Genomic DNA, 15,029 nt, shown 5'->3' with positions numbered 1-15,029 from the left:
AACATTTTCGCCGAGGCAAAGCAATTTCTTTCCCGGGGAAGGTGCCCGGGCCGTTATGACGAAGGATGAAAAGGGGCTTCCAAATTTGGCGTCTTGTGCTATAAGTAACGCGCCCGCCGGGGGCAGAAGGGTTCAACCCACATTACATATCCTTGCAAGGGGGTCTTACATGAGCGAAATCATCGATATCTACGCCCGGGAAATTCTCGATTCGCGGGGTAATCCGACGGTCGAAGTCGAAGTCTTCCTCGAAAGCGGCGTCATGGGCCGCGCGGCGGTGCCGAGCGGGGCCTCCACCGGCGAGCGCGAAGCCCTGGAGCTGCGCGACGGCGAAAAAGCCCGCTACTTGGGCAAAGGGGTGCTCAAGGCCGTGGAGAACATCAACGAAATCATTGCCGAGGCGCTGATCGGCTGGGAAGCCTCCGACCAGGCCGGCATCGACCGCAAGCTGCTGGAACTGGACGGCACCGACTTCAAAAGCAACCTTGGCGCCAACGCCCTGCTCGGGGTCTCCATGGCCTGCGCCAAGGCCGCCGCGGAAGACGCCGGACTGCCTCTCTACCAGTACATCGGCGGCGCCAACGCCAAGGAACTCCCGGTGCCGATGATGAACATCCTCAACGGCGGTGCCCATGCCGACAACAATGTCGATATCCAGGAATTCATGGTCATGCCCGCCGGCGCCGGTTCTTTCAAAGAAGCCCTGCGCATGGGCGCGGAAATCTTCCATGCCTTAAAGAAGGTGCTCAAGGGCAAAGGCTACAACACCGCCGTCGGCGATGAAGGCGGCTTCGCTCCTAACCTGAAAAGCAACGAGGAAGCGCTGGAAGTAATCATGGAGGCCATCCGCGAAGCCGGCTACAAACCCGGGGAAGATGTGCTGCTGGCGCTGGATGTCGCCTCTTCCGAACTCTTCAAGGACGGCAAATACCATCTCGAAAACGAGAAACAGCCGGTCAAGACCGCCCAGGAACTGGTCGACTTGTACGAGGATCTGGTCAACCGTTACCCGATCATCTCCATCGAAGACGGCATGGCGGAAAACGACTGGGACGGCTGGAAGCTGATGACCGACCGCCTCGGCAATAAAATCCAGGTCGTCGGCGACGACCTCTTCGTCACCAACACGAAAATTCTCAAGAAAGGGATCGAAAAAGGCATCGCCAATTCGATTCTGATCAAGGTCAACCAGATCGGCACTCTCACCGAAACCCTCGAAGCCATCGAAATGGCCAAGCGCGCCGGCTATACCTGCATTATTTCCCACCGTAGTGGCGAAACCGAAGACACCACCATTGCCGACTTGGCGGTTGCCGTCAATGCCGGCCAGATCAAAACCGGCTCCCTCTGCCGCACCGACCGCATCTGCAAATACAACCAGCTGCTGCGCATCGAGGACGAACTGGACGACGTCGCCCTCTTCAACGGCAAGGACGTCTTTTACAACCTGCGCAAACGCTAGCTCGCAAAATCCGCGAAACGAAAAAACCCGCCGAGAGTTCCCGGCGGGTTTTTTCGTTTCCTGGCGGCGGCTCTTAGCCTTTCAGCCGCCGCAGATCCTCGATCACCTTGCGGCTCGCCTCGCGGCGCTGCTCCATGGCGTCGAAGATACGGCGGATCATGTCGCTGACCGAGGCAACCGCCGTTTCGATATTGCGGGTGTTGCGTTTCTGCCGTTCGGTGGCCTGCGCCATATCGTCCGTCATGTTCTTCACTTCCTCGATGGAATGGACGATGTTGCGGGTACCGTCGGCCTGCTCCCTGGAGGCGGTGGAAATATGGCTGGACATCTCCCCGACCCGTTCGATGGAGGCCGTCACGGATTCGACGCTGCGCGATACTTCCTGGGTGGCGCCGCGGATGTCCCGGGTCATGGCCATGGCCGTGGCGGCGCTGGAAAGGATCTGGCCCAGGGATTCGTCCATCCCCTGACCAAGTACCATTCCCTCCTGCACCAGCTTGCGGGTCTTGGTGATGTGTCCCACCGATTCCCGGGTGTAGTCCTGAAGTTCCTCGATAATACGCGTGATGGCGCCGGTTGACTGGGCGGTTTCCTGGGAGAGGGCTCGGACCTCATCGGCCACCACCCCGAAGGAGCGCCCGTGCTCGCCGGCCTGGGCGGCGATGATGGCGGCATTGAGTGCGAGCAGGTTGGTCTTCTGTGTCACCTCGGTAATCACCGTGGTGATGGTGTTGATCTCCTCCCCTTTCAGAGAGAGAAGTTCGATGGTCTTGACCGCCTCCTCAACGGCCTGGGAAATCCCCTGAAGACCAGCGATCACCCCGGCGACAGCGCGGGCACCGCTTTCGGCCTTGGCCTTGACCGTTTCCGACATTTCATGGGAACGGGCGCCGCTCTCCTCCACGGATTTGATGGTGGCGGCGATCTCGGTCATGGCGGCGATGGAGTTCTCCATGAAATCAGCGAGTTGGGACAGATTGCCCGAGACCTGGTCGATGGAAACGGAAATCTCCCCGGCGGCGCTGCGGGTGGAGTCGACTGCCTCACGCACCACATCGGCCGCGCTGGAAATATCGACGATCGCCTCGCTGGTCGACTCGGTCGCTTCCTTAAGAGAATGGTCGAGACGTTCATGCTCCGTGCGATATTTGCTGAATTCGGAAAAGGTGTGCTCCAGCTCACCGGTGAGGCTTTCCACCGCTTCGAGCAGATTGAGCTTGTTCAGGCTCGACGCGACCTGGTCGGCGAAGAGTTTGACCGTATCCACATCGGTATCGTCGAGGGCCTTGCGCTTGAGTTTGTTGTCGACCCCGAAGAGACCGATCACCTCGTCGCGCACGATAATCGGGCAAAGAATGAAATTTTTCGAGCGCAACTGGGGGATCTCGGAGCAGGGGGGGCGCAGATGAAATTCGGAAGGCATCCGGTCGATATCGTCAACCAGCAAAACCCGCTTGTCCTCCACGGTCTTGAACAGGGCTCCGGCCCGTTCGTCGAGCGGCAGGCTGACGCCGGGGAGAAGATCGCCGGCGCCCCGACTGGCGAGAAAGTCGAGACCGTCACGCCGCTCGTTGACCATAAGGATATTGACCCGGTCGTAGCCGAGAACTTCGTGCAGGCCGTTAGCGGCCAGGCGGAGGATTTCGGCGACGTTGACCGATTTTTGGATGTGGGTATTGATGGTGTGGAAATTTTTCAGGCTCTTGTTCAGATCGAGGAAGCGGCGCTCGAAGGTGGCCTTCTGCTCGGCCACCGTGCGGTTGAGCTGATCGAGGCTGTGGGCCCGCTCCAGAACCTGCTGGGTGCCTCGACCGATAAGAAAACCGGTGACGCCGAGAACAACGGCGGTGCCCACGCCCATGTAGAGAAAGAGCGACAACTGCTCGCCGCTTCCGAACACCCCCTCGTGCACCTGTGCCCAGAAGCCCTGGCCATCCCGCCAGAAGAGCATCAGGCGCAGCAGCTGCCAGCCGATCGGCGCGCTGATCCCGAGGCAGAGTCCGCTGATCCCGAACAGCCATGCCCGATCGATACGAGTCGCCGTGTTTTCCTTGCTCATGCCCAATCCCCCTTGTAAAAACCGTCCCGTTAGCCTGATTTTATACGTTGAACCAACCTAGCCGCGCGCCGCCCGAGCGTCAATCAAAACCGGGCGCTCGGCGTTCCCCGCCGCCCCCGGGTCGCTAACGTCCGACCATGACACCGAGATCCTCGGCGGTGTGGATGAGACCACCCTCCGGATCGACACGATTGAGAGCGCCCACCGCTTCCTCGATGGCAACCGCATCCACATCCCGGCCGCGCAGGGCGACCATCCGGCCGAAATGCCCCTGCTCCACCAGTTCTACCGCCTTGGTACCGAAGCGGGAACCGAGAATCCGGTCGAAGGGGGACGGCGTCCCGCCACGCTGGACATGGCCGAGAACCACGGTGCGGGTTTCCATCTCCAGCCGTTGGGCGATCTCGGCGGCAACCCAGTGCCCCATGCCGCCGAGCCGTTCCACGCCCAGGTTCTGATCCGCCGTGAGCTGGACGATCTTGCCCCCGCCAGCGGGGAACGCCCCCTCGGAAACGACGACGATGGAAAAACGGCTCCCCCGCGCCTTGCGAGTGAGAATCGCCTGGCAGACCTTCTCCATGTCGAAGGGGATTTCCGGGATGAGGATGACGTCGGCGCTGCCGGCGATCCCCGATTCGAGAGCGATCCAGCCGGCGTCCCGACCCATCACCTCGACCACCATGACCCGGTTGTGGCTCTCCGCCGTGGTGTGCAGTCGGTCAAGGGCTTCGGTAACGATGCCGACGGCGGTGTTGTAACCGAAGGTGACATCGGTGCCGCGCAGGTCGTTGTCGATGGTCTTCGGCACCCCGACCACGGGTATCCCCTGCTCATTCAGCTGCCGGGCGATCTTCAGGGTGCCGTCGCCACCGACGGCGATCAGGGCTTCAGCCCCGACCTTATGGAAATTTTCCACCACCTGCCGGGAGACATCCATGAGTTTGACCTCCCCCCCCTTCCGCACCGGATAGGCAAAGGGATTCCCGCGATTGCTGGTGCCGAGAATGGTTCCCCCCCGGGGGAGAATCCCCTTGACCGCCGCCATGTCCAGGGGAATGATGCGCGGTCCGTCCACCAGGCCGTCGAAACCATCGGCAATCCCCAGCACCTTCCAATTGCGTTTGAGCACCGCCGCCCGTACCACCCCGCGGATCACCGCATTCAACCCCGGGCAGTCGCCGCCGCCGGTCAAAATCGCAATGGTTTTCATCGAGTTGTCCTTCCCAGATTAGAATTGTTCGGAAAGCCCGGCCAAAGCCGCCGCACCAAGAATCCCGGCCTCGTCGCCGAGACGGCCGGGGACCACGCTCATCCGTCGTCCGGAAACGGGGAAAGCGTGCTGTCGCAGCGCGCGGAGGATAGCCGGTTGCATGAGATCGAAACTCTCAACGGCGCCGCCGGCAATCACCGCGCCGTCGAGGTTGAGGAGATTGGCCACTCCGCCGAGTACCTGCCCCAGATAGCCTCCCGCCTCCTCCAGCACCCCCAGGGCCAGGGCATCCCCCCGGCGGGCCGCTTCCCCCACCTGACGGCTGGTCAGTTCAGCGGCGGGAATAGCCGCCAGCGCACTCGCCTCCCCGGCGGCTATGCGCTCCCGGGCGGACACCGCCAGCGCCCGGGCCGAGGCATACTGTTCGAGACAGCCGCGATTGCCGCAGCCGCAGAGACGTCCGCCGGGAACCACCGTCCAATGTCCGACCTCCCCGGCGGCACCGTCGGCCCCGAGCCAGAGTCGCCGGTTAAGTACCAACCCACCGCCGACACCGGTCCCCAGCGTTACGGCGAGAAAGGAGTTGAATTCCCGTCCCGCGCCGAAAAGGGCTTCGCCCCAGGCTGAGGCGTTGGCGTCGTTGGCCACCGTCACCGGCCGCTTCAGCCGCGCGGCAAGGTCGACCGCCAAGGGGCGCCCGTCAAGATGAGGAAGATTGGGGGAGGCGACCACGGTGCCGTCGCCGGAAATGAGTCCCGGCGCACCCATGCCGACCGCTGCGACCTTTAGGCCAAGACCTTCCCCTTGGCGCAACAGTTCTTCCAATCCCGCGACGAGTTCGGCCAGCCAGGCATCGTAGCCCCGCACCATCTCCGTCGGTCGGCGCCGGATTTCACCGATTCGCCCCCCTGTGCCGACCAGCGCAGCCCGGCAGTTGGTGCCGCCGAGATCGATGCCGATCACCGCCGGCGTCACTGGCGACTCCGCTGTTCGGTGGCGATGGCGAGCCGGGCAAAGCCGCTGACCTTGGCGAGATCCATCAGCTCAACCACCTGACCATGGCGCGCCTCCTTGTCGGCGAGCAGGAGAAAGGTCATGCGTTCAGCACGCTCCTTGAACCCTTCGAGGTGACGACGCAGCGCCGCGGTAGTGACCGGAGTGTCGGCGAGGAAGATCTCCCCTTCCTTGGAGAGATAGATCTTGACCTCCTCGGCTTCGTCCTTTTCCCGCTGGGTTGAAGCCTCGGGGAGCTTGATGGAAAGGCCCGGGGTTTCGATGAAGGTGGTGGAAATCATGAAGAAGATGAGCAGCAGGAAGACGCAGTCGACCATCGGCGTCATGTCGACTTTCGGCTCCTCGCGCCCCGGGCGCTTGCGGAGAAAACCCATGTCAGCTCCCCAGCAGGTCGACGAGGCGCAGACTGTATTCTTCCAGTTCCAGGGCGATGCGCTCCACCCGGCTGGTCAGATACTTGTGCAGAAGGATCGTCGGGATGGCCACGGAAAGCCCGGCCGCCGTGGTAATCAATGCCTCGGAGATACCGCCGCCGAGGGTCGCCGGGGTACCGGCGCCCTGCACGGAAATGACGGTGAAAGCTTCGATCATGCCGAAGACCGTGCCGAGCAGACCAAGCAGCGGCGCGATGGTGGCGATGGTTCCCATCAGCCCCAGATACTTTTCCAGGGGGGCGGTTTCCCGGCCACCGACCTCCTCGACCACGGTCTTGAGATGGTCGCGGCTTCGGCCGGCGGCACGCAACGCGGCGATGAAGATGCGCGCCAGGGTGGAACCGTTGCGCTGACAGACAACCAGCGCCTCGTCGATGTGCCCCCGGTGGGCCAGGCTTTCCACCTCGCGGGAAAGCTGCTCGATGCCGCGCCGAACGCGGCGGAAGGTCCAGATCCGTTCGAGAAAAATGGCCAGCGCCATCACCGAAGAGAGGAGGATCGGGTACATGAGCGGGCCGCCCTTTTGAAACAATTCCAGCATACCGACAACAATCCTTTCAAAGCCATAGCCGAATTTAAAACCAGATAATATTAGGATGTTTCCGGCGGGGAATCAAGAAGCGCGTGGCGTCCGTAAAGACAAATCGAAAGAACAGGAGGAAAAAAACAGAGAGGTCGTGGCGACGGAAAGGGTGCGCGGCGCGGCAAAACCGTCGCTGGAATCAGCCCTTCGCAACCCGGGCAGGACAACGACGGAGTCCGGCCGTTCAGTCGATGGGGATGATCGAGCCTGCGATGTGCTCGCCGATTTCCAGAAGCCCAACGGTGTGTCGGGGAGCATCCCGGCGATCGGTGGCGCTGCCGGGGTTGAACAGCAGCAGGTCGCCGACCCGCCGACAGGTGGGCTGATGGCTGTGGCCATAGACCAGGCAGTCGATGGCCAGCCCCTGGAACTCCGGCAGCAGGCGCTCTTCGAGTTGGAAAGGCGCTCCCCAGCCGTGGACCAGGGCGATGCGAAAGCCGCCCAGGGTAAGAAGCTTTCTGATGGGGACGCCGGCGACCGGGACATCCGTGTTGCCGCGCACGGCATGCACTTGCCGTTCTCCGAAAAAGTCGAGGAATTCGGGTAGGCCGACATCTCCAGCATGGAGAATCGTCGTCACCCCGGCGAAACAGCCGGCACAGAGTCTCTCGGCCAGCCGTGCCCCCTGAGCCAGGTCACGGATATGGGTATCGGAAATCACGCCTACTTTCAGCATAATTAAAATCCTGGGTTTCCCGTCAAGCGTCGCGTCCCGTTCCGGAAAAGTCCGTCGACGGGCTCGCGCCGGAGAGGTGCCGGGCGGTTAACAATAGAGGGATACATCACAAAAAAGAGAACAGGGTTTGAATTTGAAGTCTTTCTCCTTGACATGGCAATAAAGACGGCTCTATGTTTATCTTTATTTTTACTAAAATTATCTGACAAAAAGAACAGAAGCTCAGCCGACCGCCGAGCCAGCACATGAAAAATCCTCCGAGCGACTGGAAAAGCCCCTTCTCACCGGGTACCGTTAAGTAAGCCCATAAAACTCCTTCACACCATCAGGGAGACAGATCACCATGTCGAAAAAACAAGAAGCGCTGGACTATCACAGCTCCGGCCGCAAAGGCAAGATCGAAGTCATCACCACCAAACCCTGCGCCACCAGCCGCGACCTGTCGCTGGCCTACAGCCCCGGGGTCGCCGAGCCCTGCCTGGAAATCGAAAAGAATCCCGACGACGCCTACAAGTATACCGCCAAAGGGAACCTGGTGGCGGTTGTCTCCAACGGCACCGCCGTTCTCGGCCTGGGAGACATCGGCGCCCTCGCCGGCAAGCCGGTCATGGAGGGCAAGGGCGTACTCTTCAAACGTTTCGCCGACGTCGACGTCTTCGATATCGAGCTCAACACCAAGGACTCGGACGAAATCGTCCGCACCGTGAAAATCCTCGAACCGACCTTCGGCGGCATCAACCTCGAAGACATCAAGGGCCCCGAGTGCTTCTACATTGAGGAGAAACTCAAGGAGATCATGGATATCCCCGTCTTCCACGACGATCAGCACGGCACCGCGATCATCGCCAACGCCGGGTTGATCAACGCCGTGGAGATCGTCGGCAAAAAGATCGGGGAAATCAAGATCGTCTTCAACGGCGCCGGCGCCGCCGGCATCGCCTGCGCCAAGATGGCCCTGACCCTGGGCGCCGACCCGAAAAAGATGATCCTCTGCGACACCAAGGGGGTTATTTACAACGGCCGGAGCGAGGGGATGAACCCCTACAAGCAGCGCTTCGCCACCGACCTGCCCTGTCGTACCCTGGCGGAAGCGATGGTCGACACCGACGTCTTTTTCGGCGTCTCCTCCAAGGGTGCCCTGACGCCGGCCATGGTCAAGTCGATGGCCAAGGATCCGATCATCTTCGCCATGGCCAACCCCGACCCGGAAATCACTCCCGACGAGGCCAAGGCGGTGCGCGGCGACGTTATCATCGGCACCGGCCGCAGCGACTACAACAACCAGGTCAACAACGTCCTCTGCTTTCCCTTCCTCTTTCGCGGCGCTCTCGACACCCACGCCCGCGCCATCAATGACGAAATGAAGATGGCAGCCTGCCTGGCCCTGGCCAAGCTGGCCAAGGAGGATGTCCCCGACTCGGTGCGCAAGGCCTACGGCGGCGTCGACATCAAGTTTGGCCGCGAATACCTGCTTCCCAAGCCCTTCGATCCCCGCGTCCTGCTTCATGTCGCCCCGGCGGTGGCCAAGGCCGCCATGGACAGCGGCGTCGCCCGCTTGCCCATCGACGATCTCGACAAGTACCGCGAGCGTCTGGAGGCCCTGCAGGGGCGGTCCAAGGAGATCATGCGCGTCCTCATCAACAAGGCCAAATCCAATCCGAAACGGGTGGTCTTTCCCGAAGGAGAGGAGGACAAGATCCTGCGCGCCGTCGCGATCCTCCTTGAGGAAAGGATCGCCATTCCCATCCTCCTCGGCGACGTCGAGGTCATTCGCGCCCGTGCCCGGGAACTGAACATCGACCTCGGCAACACCGAAATCATCGACCCGCGGCAGGCGGAAAAGACCCCGGGCTACACCGAGGAGCTCTTCGCCCGCCGGCAGCGCAAGGGCGTGACCCTGGCCGAGGCACGACGCATGCTGCGCAACAACCGCAACTACTTCGGCGCCATGATGGTCGAACAGGGAGATGCCGATACCATGCTCTCCGGCATCAACGCCCATTATCCGGAAACCATCCGCCCGGCGTTGGAGATCATCGGCAAAAAAGAAGGTCTGTCCAAGGTTCACGGCATGTACATGATGGTCACCAAGAAGGATGTCGTCTTCTTCGCCGACACCACCGTGGCCATCGAACCGACCGCCGAGGAACTGGCGGAAACCGCCATCCTGACCGCCGAAAAAGCCCGGCACTTCGGCATTGAGCCGCGGGTGGCCATGCTCTCCTTCTCCAACTTCGGCAGCGCTTACCATCCGCTGACCCTCAACGTCAAGCGCGCCACCGCACTGGTCAAACAGCGCGCTCCGGAACTGATTGTCGACGGTGAGATACAGGCCAACGTCGCCCTCGACCCCGACCTGGTCGAGCGCCAGTATCCCTTCTCCAAGCTCAAGGGGAACGCCAACATCTTTATCTTCCCCGACCTGCAGTCAGGGAACATCTCTTACAAACTGCTGCATAAACTCGGTGGCGCCGAACAGATCGGCCCGATCCTCATGGGCACCAAGAAACCGGTGCATGTCCTCCAGCGCGGCGACGACGTCACCGACATCGTCAACATGGCCGCCGTCGCCGTGGTTGATGTCCAGGAAGAGGGCTGAGAGCCAAGATAGACTCCCAACGTAAAAAGGGGGGCGATCATCGCCCCCCTTTTTACGTTGGGAAAACCGGCGGTTTTCCAGTGAACTAATTGAACATCAGGTTGGGCAGCCACAGGGAAATGGCCGGCACGTAGGTGATCAGAATCAGGTAAAGCATCATGATCAGGATCCAGGGCGCGCAGGCCTTGGTGGTCTCGGTCAGTCCCAGGCGGGAAATCCCCGACGCTACGTAGAGATTGAGCCCAACGGGCGGAGTGATCATGCCGATCTCCATGTTGACCGTCATCAGCACCCCGAGATGGATCGGATCGATACCGAGCTGCATGGCCATGGGGAAGACCAGAGGCGCCGTGATCAGCAGGATCGACGAGGGCTCCATGAAGTTGCCGGCGGCCAGCAGCAGGAGGTTGACCATGATCAAAAAGCCGACGCTGCCGAGGCCGAGACCGGTGATCCACGAGGTCAGCTCTTGGGGGATCTGCTCGGAGGTGAGCAGGAAGGAAAAGAGCACGGCGTTGGTGATGATGTACAGGATCATCGCCGACATGTTGGCCGAAGCCAGCAGGGTCTTGGGCACGTCCCTGAGGGTCATGTCCTTGTAGACGAAGACCGCGACCACGAAGGCGTAGACCGCGCTCATCGCCGCCGCCTCGGTGGCGGTGAACACCCCGCTGTAGATGCCGCCGATGACCACCACCACCAGCAGCAGGCCCCAGATGCTTTCGCGCAGAGTGCGCAACCGCGTACCCAGGCTCGCCTTGGGCAGGCAGGGATAGCCGCGTTTGCGCGCCACCAGCCAGGTCACCAGCATCAGCAGCGAAGCCAGCAGCAGCCCGGGGATGATGCCGGCAATAAAGAGCTGGCCGATAGAGGCATTGGTCGAGACGGCATAGATGACCATGACAATGGACGGAGGGATGAGAATGCCGAGACCGCCGGAGGTGCCAATAACGCCGACCCCGAATTTCACGGGATACCCCTGCCGAACCATGGCCGGCAGCAGAATCGAACCGATAGCCACGACCGTCGCCGGACTCGATCCGGAAACGGCGGCAAACAGGGCACAGGCCAGCACTCCGCCCAGGGCCAGACCGCCCCGCCAGTGCCCGACCAGGGCAGTAGCGAAATTGATCATGCGCCGCGCCACCCCACCGTGGGTGAGAAAGTTCCCGGCCAGGATGAAGAAGGGAATCGCCATGATTTCGAACTTCTCGATGCCGGTGAAGAGCTTCATCGCCACCGCCTCGATGGGTACATTGGTCATGGTGAAGAGGTAGGTAAGCACGGTCAGGCCGAGGGAGATGGAGATCGGCATACCGGTGAGCATGAGAGCGGCCAGCAAGCCGAAGATGATGAGTGCGCTCATTTCACACCTCCCGACTTGCCTGCGTGATTGAACTTGTGTTCTTCATACTCTTCCAGAGCCTCGCTGGAATCCATCGGCAACACATCCTCCAGGCCGTCAACGTGCCCCGCGTCATGGTGGGGCAATTCGCCGGTGCGGATAAAGGCCCAGGTGACCTGGAGAAAGCGGAAGCACATGAGGTAAGAGCCAAGGGGAATCGCCGAATAGAAAATCCAGACCGGCCATTCCAGATCGGGGGAGACCGCCCCTTCGATGAGATCGGGCCAGTCGAAACCGAAGGCCGTCGCCACCGCGTAGCGCATCCCCACCTCCCAGACGAACTGAGTGCCCAGGGTACCAATGATGCCGGTGAAGAGCGCCCCGCCCATCAGGCCGATCACCACGAATTTGGCGCGGGTTTTATCCTGCAGACTGTTGATGAACACATCCACCCCGACGTGAATTCCGGTGCGCACCCCATAGGCGGCGCCGAACTTGGCCATCCAGATAAACATATAAATACAGAGTTCCTGCGCCCAGCTGAAGTTCAGGCCAAGCAGCCAATCCTGTACTCCGGGGATGGGCCAACCACTGGCGTAGCGGTGCAGAACGGATAGGAAGATGACCACCGTGGCCGCCCCGATCAGGGTCGCCACCAGCCATTCTTCCAAATGATCGAGAAATTTCAGCATCGTCGAGCATGCTCCACGGAAGGAGATTTGGAAAAGCGAATCGGCGGAAAAAAACCGCCGCGCCTGGGCGCGGCGGCGGGAAAAACCATTTCTTCAGGGTTATTTCTGGAAACCGGTGACTTCGTGGACTTCCGCGATGAGATCCTTGCCGACCCGGCTCGCCATTTTCTCATGCACCGGAACCAAGGCCTTTTTCCAGGCGGCGCGCTCTTCCGCGCTCAGTTCCAGAATCTCGCTCTTGCCCGAGGCCTTAACGGCGGCGAGATCTTCCTCGTTCTTCCGCTTGGCGATATCGTTGGCATACGTGGTGGCCTCGGCCATGGCCCCCTCCAAGGTCACGCGGATATCCGCCGGCAGACCCTCCCAGAACTTCTTGTTGACGATAACGGCGTAGCCAAGGTAGCCGTGATTGGTGGTGGCTACGTACTTCTGCACTTCGTGCATCTTCTGGGTATAGAGATTGGAAGGCGGATTTTCCGTGCCGTCGACAACACCGGTCTGCAGCGCTTGGTACACCTCGGAGAAAGCCAGAACCTGGGGGATGGACTTGAGCTGACGCATCTGGGCATCGAGAATCTTCGAGGACTGGATGCGCACCTTAAGTCCCTTCATCTGTTCCGGGGTACGAATTTCCTTGTTGGCGCTCATCACCTTGAACCCGTTATCCCAGTACGCCAAGCCGAGAAGGCCCTTGGGTTCGAGCTTGGCCAGCAGTTTCTTTCCCACCGGCCCTTCCGTAACCTTGTGCAGCTGCTCATAACCGTCAAAAATAAACGGCAGATCGAAGAGTTCGAACTCCTTGACGCCCAAGGGGCCGAATTTGGCCAGGGACGGTGCCAGCATCTGCACCGAACCAAGCTGTAGCGCCTCGACCTCTTCCTTGTCCTTGTAAAGCTGGCTGTTCGGGTAAACCTCGACTTTCACTGCGCCCTTGGTGCGCTCCTCGGCCAGCTTCTTGAAGTATTCGGCCGCTTGCCCTTTCGGGGTGTCTACGGCGACGACATGGCTGAATTTGATGACAATCGGTTCGGCCAGGGCGGTACCGGCAAATGCCAGAACCATGACTACAGCCAGCAGGGTCCTCATCTTCATTCTCGATCTCCTTTGATGGAATGGATTACCACACCGAACCGGATGCGTTTCAGCCGGCCGGGGCATACAAAATACTTCGATTTTTTCGAGACATTGTTTTGCCCAAACAAACAGAAGCAATAAATATACCAACGCCACAAAGAGCGATCATCCCGAAAGATAGCCTTTTTACTGAAACTGGGTTCGCACCGGACCCGCAAAAATGGCTAAAAATAGCCGGACATGGCCTTTTTCGGCCACTATCCATGCATGAAAACACAAGGGATATAATACCGTTTCAACTGAAATTAGCCATCCTCGCCAGCCGTGACAAGCAATTTTTTTCATCCCAGCGATGGAGGATAGCGCACCGCCGCTCGCCATCCTTCCCTTGCCGTACCTATCCGCCTCTTTCTCCTTCCCTGCCCCGGCCGTTCCTGCTAAACTGAGCGGACCAATTTTCAGGAGAAACGCCCATGAACTACCTGAGTACCCGCGGCCGCGTCCGCAGTCTCTCCTTCAAGGACGCCGTGATGATGGGGCTGGCCGACGACGGCGGGCTGCTGCTGCCCGAAGCGATCCCGCAACTGACACAAGGAGACATCGCCGCCCTGGAGATGCTCGATTATCCCGAACTGGCTTTCCAGATCCTCGCCCGCTTTATCGGCGACATTCCCGCGGCGGACCTCAAAGGGCTGATCGACCGCTCTTACGCCTCCTTCACCCATCCGGAGATCACCCCGGTGGTCCGTCACAACGGCGTGCATATCCTCGAACTTTTTCACGGACCGACCCTGGCCTTCAAGGACGTGGCCCTGCAGTTTCTCGGCAATCTTTTCGAATATCTGCTCGCCGAGCGCGGCGAGCGGATGAATATTCTCGGCGCCACCTCCGGGGATACGGGGAGCGCCGCCATTTACGGGGTACGCGGGAAGAAGAACATCAACATCTTCATCCTCCATCCCCAAGGCAAGGTTTCCCCCATCCAAGAACTGCAGATGACCACGGTCACCGACCCGAACGTCTTCAATCTGGCGATTCGCGGCACCTTCGACGACGGCCAGCGTATCGTCAAGGAGACCTTCGGCGATCTCGCCTTCAAGGCCAAGTATGCCTTGGGCGCGGTCAACTCCATCAACTGGGCGCGGGTGCTGGCCCAGGTCGTCTATTACTTTTACGCCTGGGGACGGGTGCGCAAGCAGACGGGCTGCCGGGAAATCCGCTTTTCGGTGCCGACCGGCAACTTCGGCGACATCTTCGCCGGCTTCGTCGCCAAAAAAATGGGCTTGCCGATCAGCCGGTTGATTCTCGCCACCAACGAGAACAACATTCTTACCCGCTTCGTCCGCCAGGGGGATTATTCCATCGGCGCGGTGGCGCAGACCTACTCTCCCTCCATGGATATCCAGCTGGCGAGCAACTTCGAGCGCTACCTCTATTATCTTTATGATGAGCAGAGCGGGCGGGTACGCGACGCCATGAGCGAACTGGCCGCTACCGGCCGCCTCGTCTTTAGCGCCGGCGAGCGGGAGAAGGTGGCCCAGGATTTTCTCGCCTTGGCCGTCTCCAACGCCGAGACCCTGGAGACCATCCACGACTTCCACGGCAAAACCGGCTACCTGCTCGATCCGCACACCGCCGTCGGCGTCCGCGCCGCTCTCGATCTCGGCGACGGGCAAACCCCGACGGTCTGCCTGGCCACCGCCCATCCCGCCAAGTTCGGCGAAGCGGTGCACTTGGCCATCGGCCAGGAGCCGCCACGCCACGCCTCCCTGGCGGGAATCGAAAGCCGCGAGAAGCGCTGCGCGATCATCGATGCCGACACCACAGCGGTGAAGAACTATCTGGCGTCCCACGCTCTGAGCTAACCACGCCCGTTTCTTT

12 protein-coding genes are annotated in these 15,029 nt (G+C 60.8%); 3 read left to right on the top strand and 9 right to left on the bottom strand.

All coding sequences use genetic code 11. The features are described 5' to 3' along the window. The first annotated feature begins 169 nt into the window (after nucleotides 1–169). Nucleotides 170–1,462, top strand: a complete 1,293-nt coding sequence (gene eno, locus RBR25_RS06455; RefSeq protein WP_432818724.1) for a phosphopyruvate hydratase — start codon at nucleotides 170–172, stop codon at nucleotides 1,460–1,462. Between the two features lie 73 nt (nucleotides 1,463–1,535). On the opposite strand, the gene RBR25_RS06450 is transcribed toward eno, so the two are convergent. The 6 genes from RBR25_RS06450 to RBR25_RS06425 form a co-directional block, all read right to left on the bottom strand. Next, nucleotides 1,536–3,521, bottom strand: a complete 1,986-nt coding sequence (locus RBR25_RS06450) for a methyl-accepting chemotaxis protein (RefSeq protein WP_432818723.1) — start codon at nucleotides 3,519–3,521, stop codon at nucleotides 1,536–1,538. 124 nt (nucleotides 3,522–3,645) lie between these two features. Next, nucleotides 3,646–4,731 (bottom strand): 6-phosphofructokinase, encoded by a 1,086-nt coding sequence (locus RBR25_RS06445; RefSeq protein ID WP_432818722.1) that lies wholly within the window; start codon nucleotides 4,729–4,731, stop codon nucleotides 3,646–3,648. Nucleotides 4,732–4,749: 18 nt separating this feature from the next. Beyond that, the gene (locus RBR25_RS06440) at nucleotides 4,750–5,706 is read right to left on the bottom strand and encodes an ROK family protein (protein WP_432818721.1); all 957 of its coding nucleotides are present in this window, start codon (nucleotides 5,704–5,706) and stop codon (nucleotides 4,750–4,752) included. After that, nucleotides 5,703–6,119 carry an ExbD/TolR family protein gene (locus tag RBR25_RS06435; RefSeq protein WP_432818720.1) on the bottom strand — a complete coding sequence of 139 codons (417 nt, stop codon included), beginning with the start codon at nucleotides 6,117–6,119 and terminating at the stop codon, nucleotides 5,703–5,705. The genes RBR25_RS06440 and RBR25_RS06435 overlap by 4 nt, the downstream gene beginning before the upstream one ends. A gap of 1 nt (nucleotide 6,120) precedes the next feature. After that, a complete protein-coding gene (locus RBR25_RS06430; protein WP_432818719.1) occupies nucleotides 6,121–6,720 on the bottom strand; it encodes a MotA/TolQ/ExbB proton channel family protein in 600 nt (199 codons plus the stop codon). A 226-nt stretch (nucleotides 6,721–6,946) separates the two neighbouring features. Next, nucleotides 6,947–7,438: a metallophosphoesterase family protein gene (locus RBR25_RS06425; protein ID WP_432818718.1), complete on the bottom strand. Its 492-nt coding sequence runs from the start codon at nucleotides 7,436–7,438 to the stop codon at nucleotides 6,947–6,949. A gap of 343 nt (nucleotides 7,439–7,781) precedes the next feature. On the opposite strand from RBR25_RS06425, the gene RBR25_RS06420 reads away from it, so the two are divergent. Then, complete coding sequence (locus RBR25_RS06420; RefSeq protein ID WP_432818717.1) at nucleotides 7,782–10,037, top strand: NADP-dependent malic enzyme; 2,256 nt, start codon at nucleotides 7,782–7,784, stop codon at nucleotides 10,035–10,037. 85 nt (nucleotides 10,038–10,122) lie between these two features. Here RBR25_RS06420 and RBR25_RS06415 read toward each other — a convergent pair whose 3' ends face one another. The 3 genes from RBR25_RS06415 to RBR25_RS06405 form a co-directional block, all read right to left on the bottom strand. Continuing rightward, nucleotides 10,123–11,403, bottom strand: a complete 1,281-nt coding sequence (locus tag RBR25_RS06415; protein WP_432818716.1) for a TRAP transporter large permease — start codon at nucleotides 11,401–11,403, stop codon at nucleotides 10,123–10,125. After that, the gene (locus RBR25_RS06410; RefSeq protein ID WP_432818715.1) at nucleotides 11,400–12,074 is read right to left on the bottom strand and encodes a TRAP transporter small permease; all 675 of its coding nucleotides are present in this window, start codon (nucleotides 12,072–12,074) and stop codon (nucleotides 11,400–11,402) included. Before RBR25_RS06410 ends, RBR25_RS06415 begins: the two co-directional genes overlap by 4 nt. 99 nt (nucleotides 12,075–12,173) lie before the next feature. Beyond that, a complete protein-coding gene (locus tag RBR25_RS06405) occupies nucleotides 12,174–13,166 on the bottom strand; it encodes a TRAP transporter substrate-binding protein (protein WP_432818714.1) in 993 nt (330 codons plus the stop codon). 455 nt (nucleotides 13,167–13,621) lie between these two features. On the opposite strand from RBR25_RS06405, the gene thrC reads away from it, so the two are divergent. Beyond that, a complete protein-coding gene (gene thrC, locus RBR25_RS06400; RefSeq protein ID WP_432818713.1) occupies nucleotides 13,622–15,013 on the top strand; it encodes a threonine synthase in 1,392 nt (463 codons plus the stop codon). Nucleotides 15,014–15,029: the final 16 nt, after the last annotated feature.

Origin of the sequence: Trichloromonas sp. (assembly GCF_034006665.1) — a bacterium.
Classification (GTDB): Bacteria; Desulfobacterota; Desulfuromonadia; order Desulfuromonadales; family Trichloromonadaceae; genus Trichloromonas.
Note: the sequence above shows the minus strand (reverse complement) of the source record. Positions and strands in the feature narration are given on the sequence as shown.

What these genes read in the sequence shown, in the direction of transcription:
- RBR25_RS06410 (WP_432818715.1), bottom strand. Translation starts at nt 12,074, where the DNA reads ATGCTGAAATTTCTCGATCATTTGGAAGAATGGCTGGTGGCGACCCTG.
- RBR25_RS06450 (WP_432818723.1), bottom strand. Translation starts at nt 3,521, where the DNA reads ATGAGCAAGGAAAACACGGCGACTCGTATCGATCGGGCATGGCTGTTC.
- thrC (WP_432818713.1), top strand. Translation starts at nt 13,622, where the DNA reads ATGAACTACCTGAGTACCCGCGGCCGCGTCCGCAGTCTCTCCTTCAAG.
- RBR25_RS06435 (WP_432818720.1), bottom strand. Translation starts at nt 6,119, where the DNA reads ATGGGTTTTCTCCGCAAGCGCCCGGGGCGCGAGGAGCCGAAAGTCGAC.
- RBR25_RS06420 (WP_432818717.1), top strand. Translation starts at nt 7,782, where the DNA reads ATGTCGAAAAAACAAGAAGCGCTGGACTATCACAGCTCCGGCCGCAAA.
- RBR25_RS06425 (WP_432818718.1), bottom strand. Translation starts at nt 7,438, where the DNA reads ATGCTGAAAGTAGGCGTGATTTCCGATACCCATATCCGTGACCTGGCT.
- RBR25_RS06415 (WP_432818716.1), bottom strand. Translation starts at nt 11,403, where the DNA reads ATGAGCGCACTCATCATCTTCGGCTTGCTGGCCGCTCTCATGCTCACC.
- RBR25_RS06445 (WP_432818722.1), bottom strand. Translation starts at nt 4,731, where the DNA reads ATGAAAACCATTGCGATTTTGACCGGCGGCGGCGACTGCCCGGGGTTG.
- eno (WP_432818724.1), top strand. Translation starts at nt 170, where the DNA reads ATGAGCGAAATCATCGATATCTACGCCCGGGAAATTCTCGATTCGCGG.
- RBR25_RS06405 (WP_432818714.1), bottom strand. Translation starts at nt 13,166, where the DNA reads ATGAAGATGAGGACCCTGCTGGCTGTAGTCATGGTTCTGGCATTTGCC.
- RBR25_RS06430 (WP_432818719.1), bottom strand. Translation starts at nt 6,720, where the DNA reads ATGCTGGAATTGTTTCAAAAGGGCGGCCCGCTCATGTACCCGATCCTC.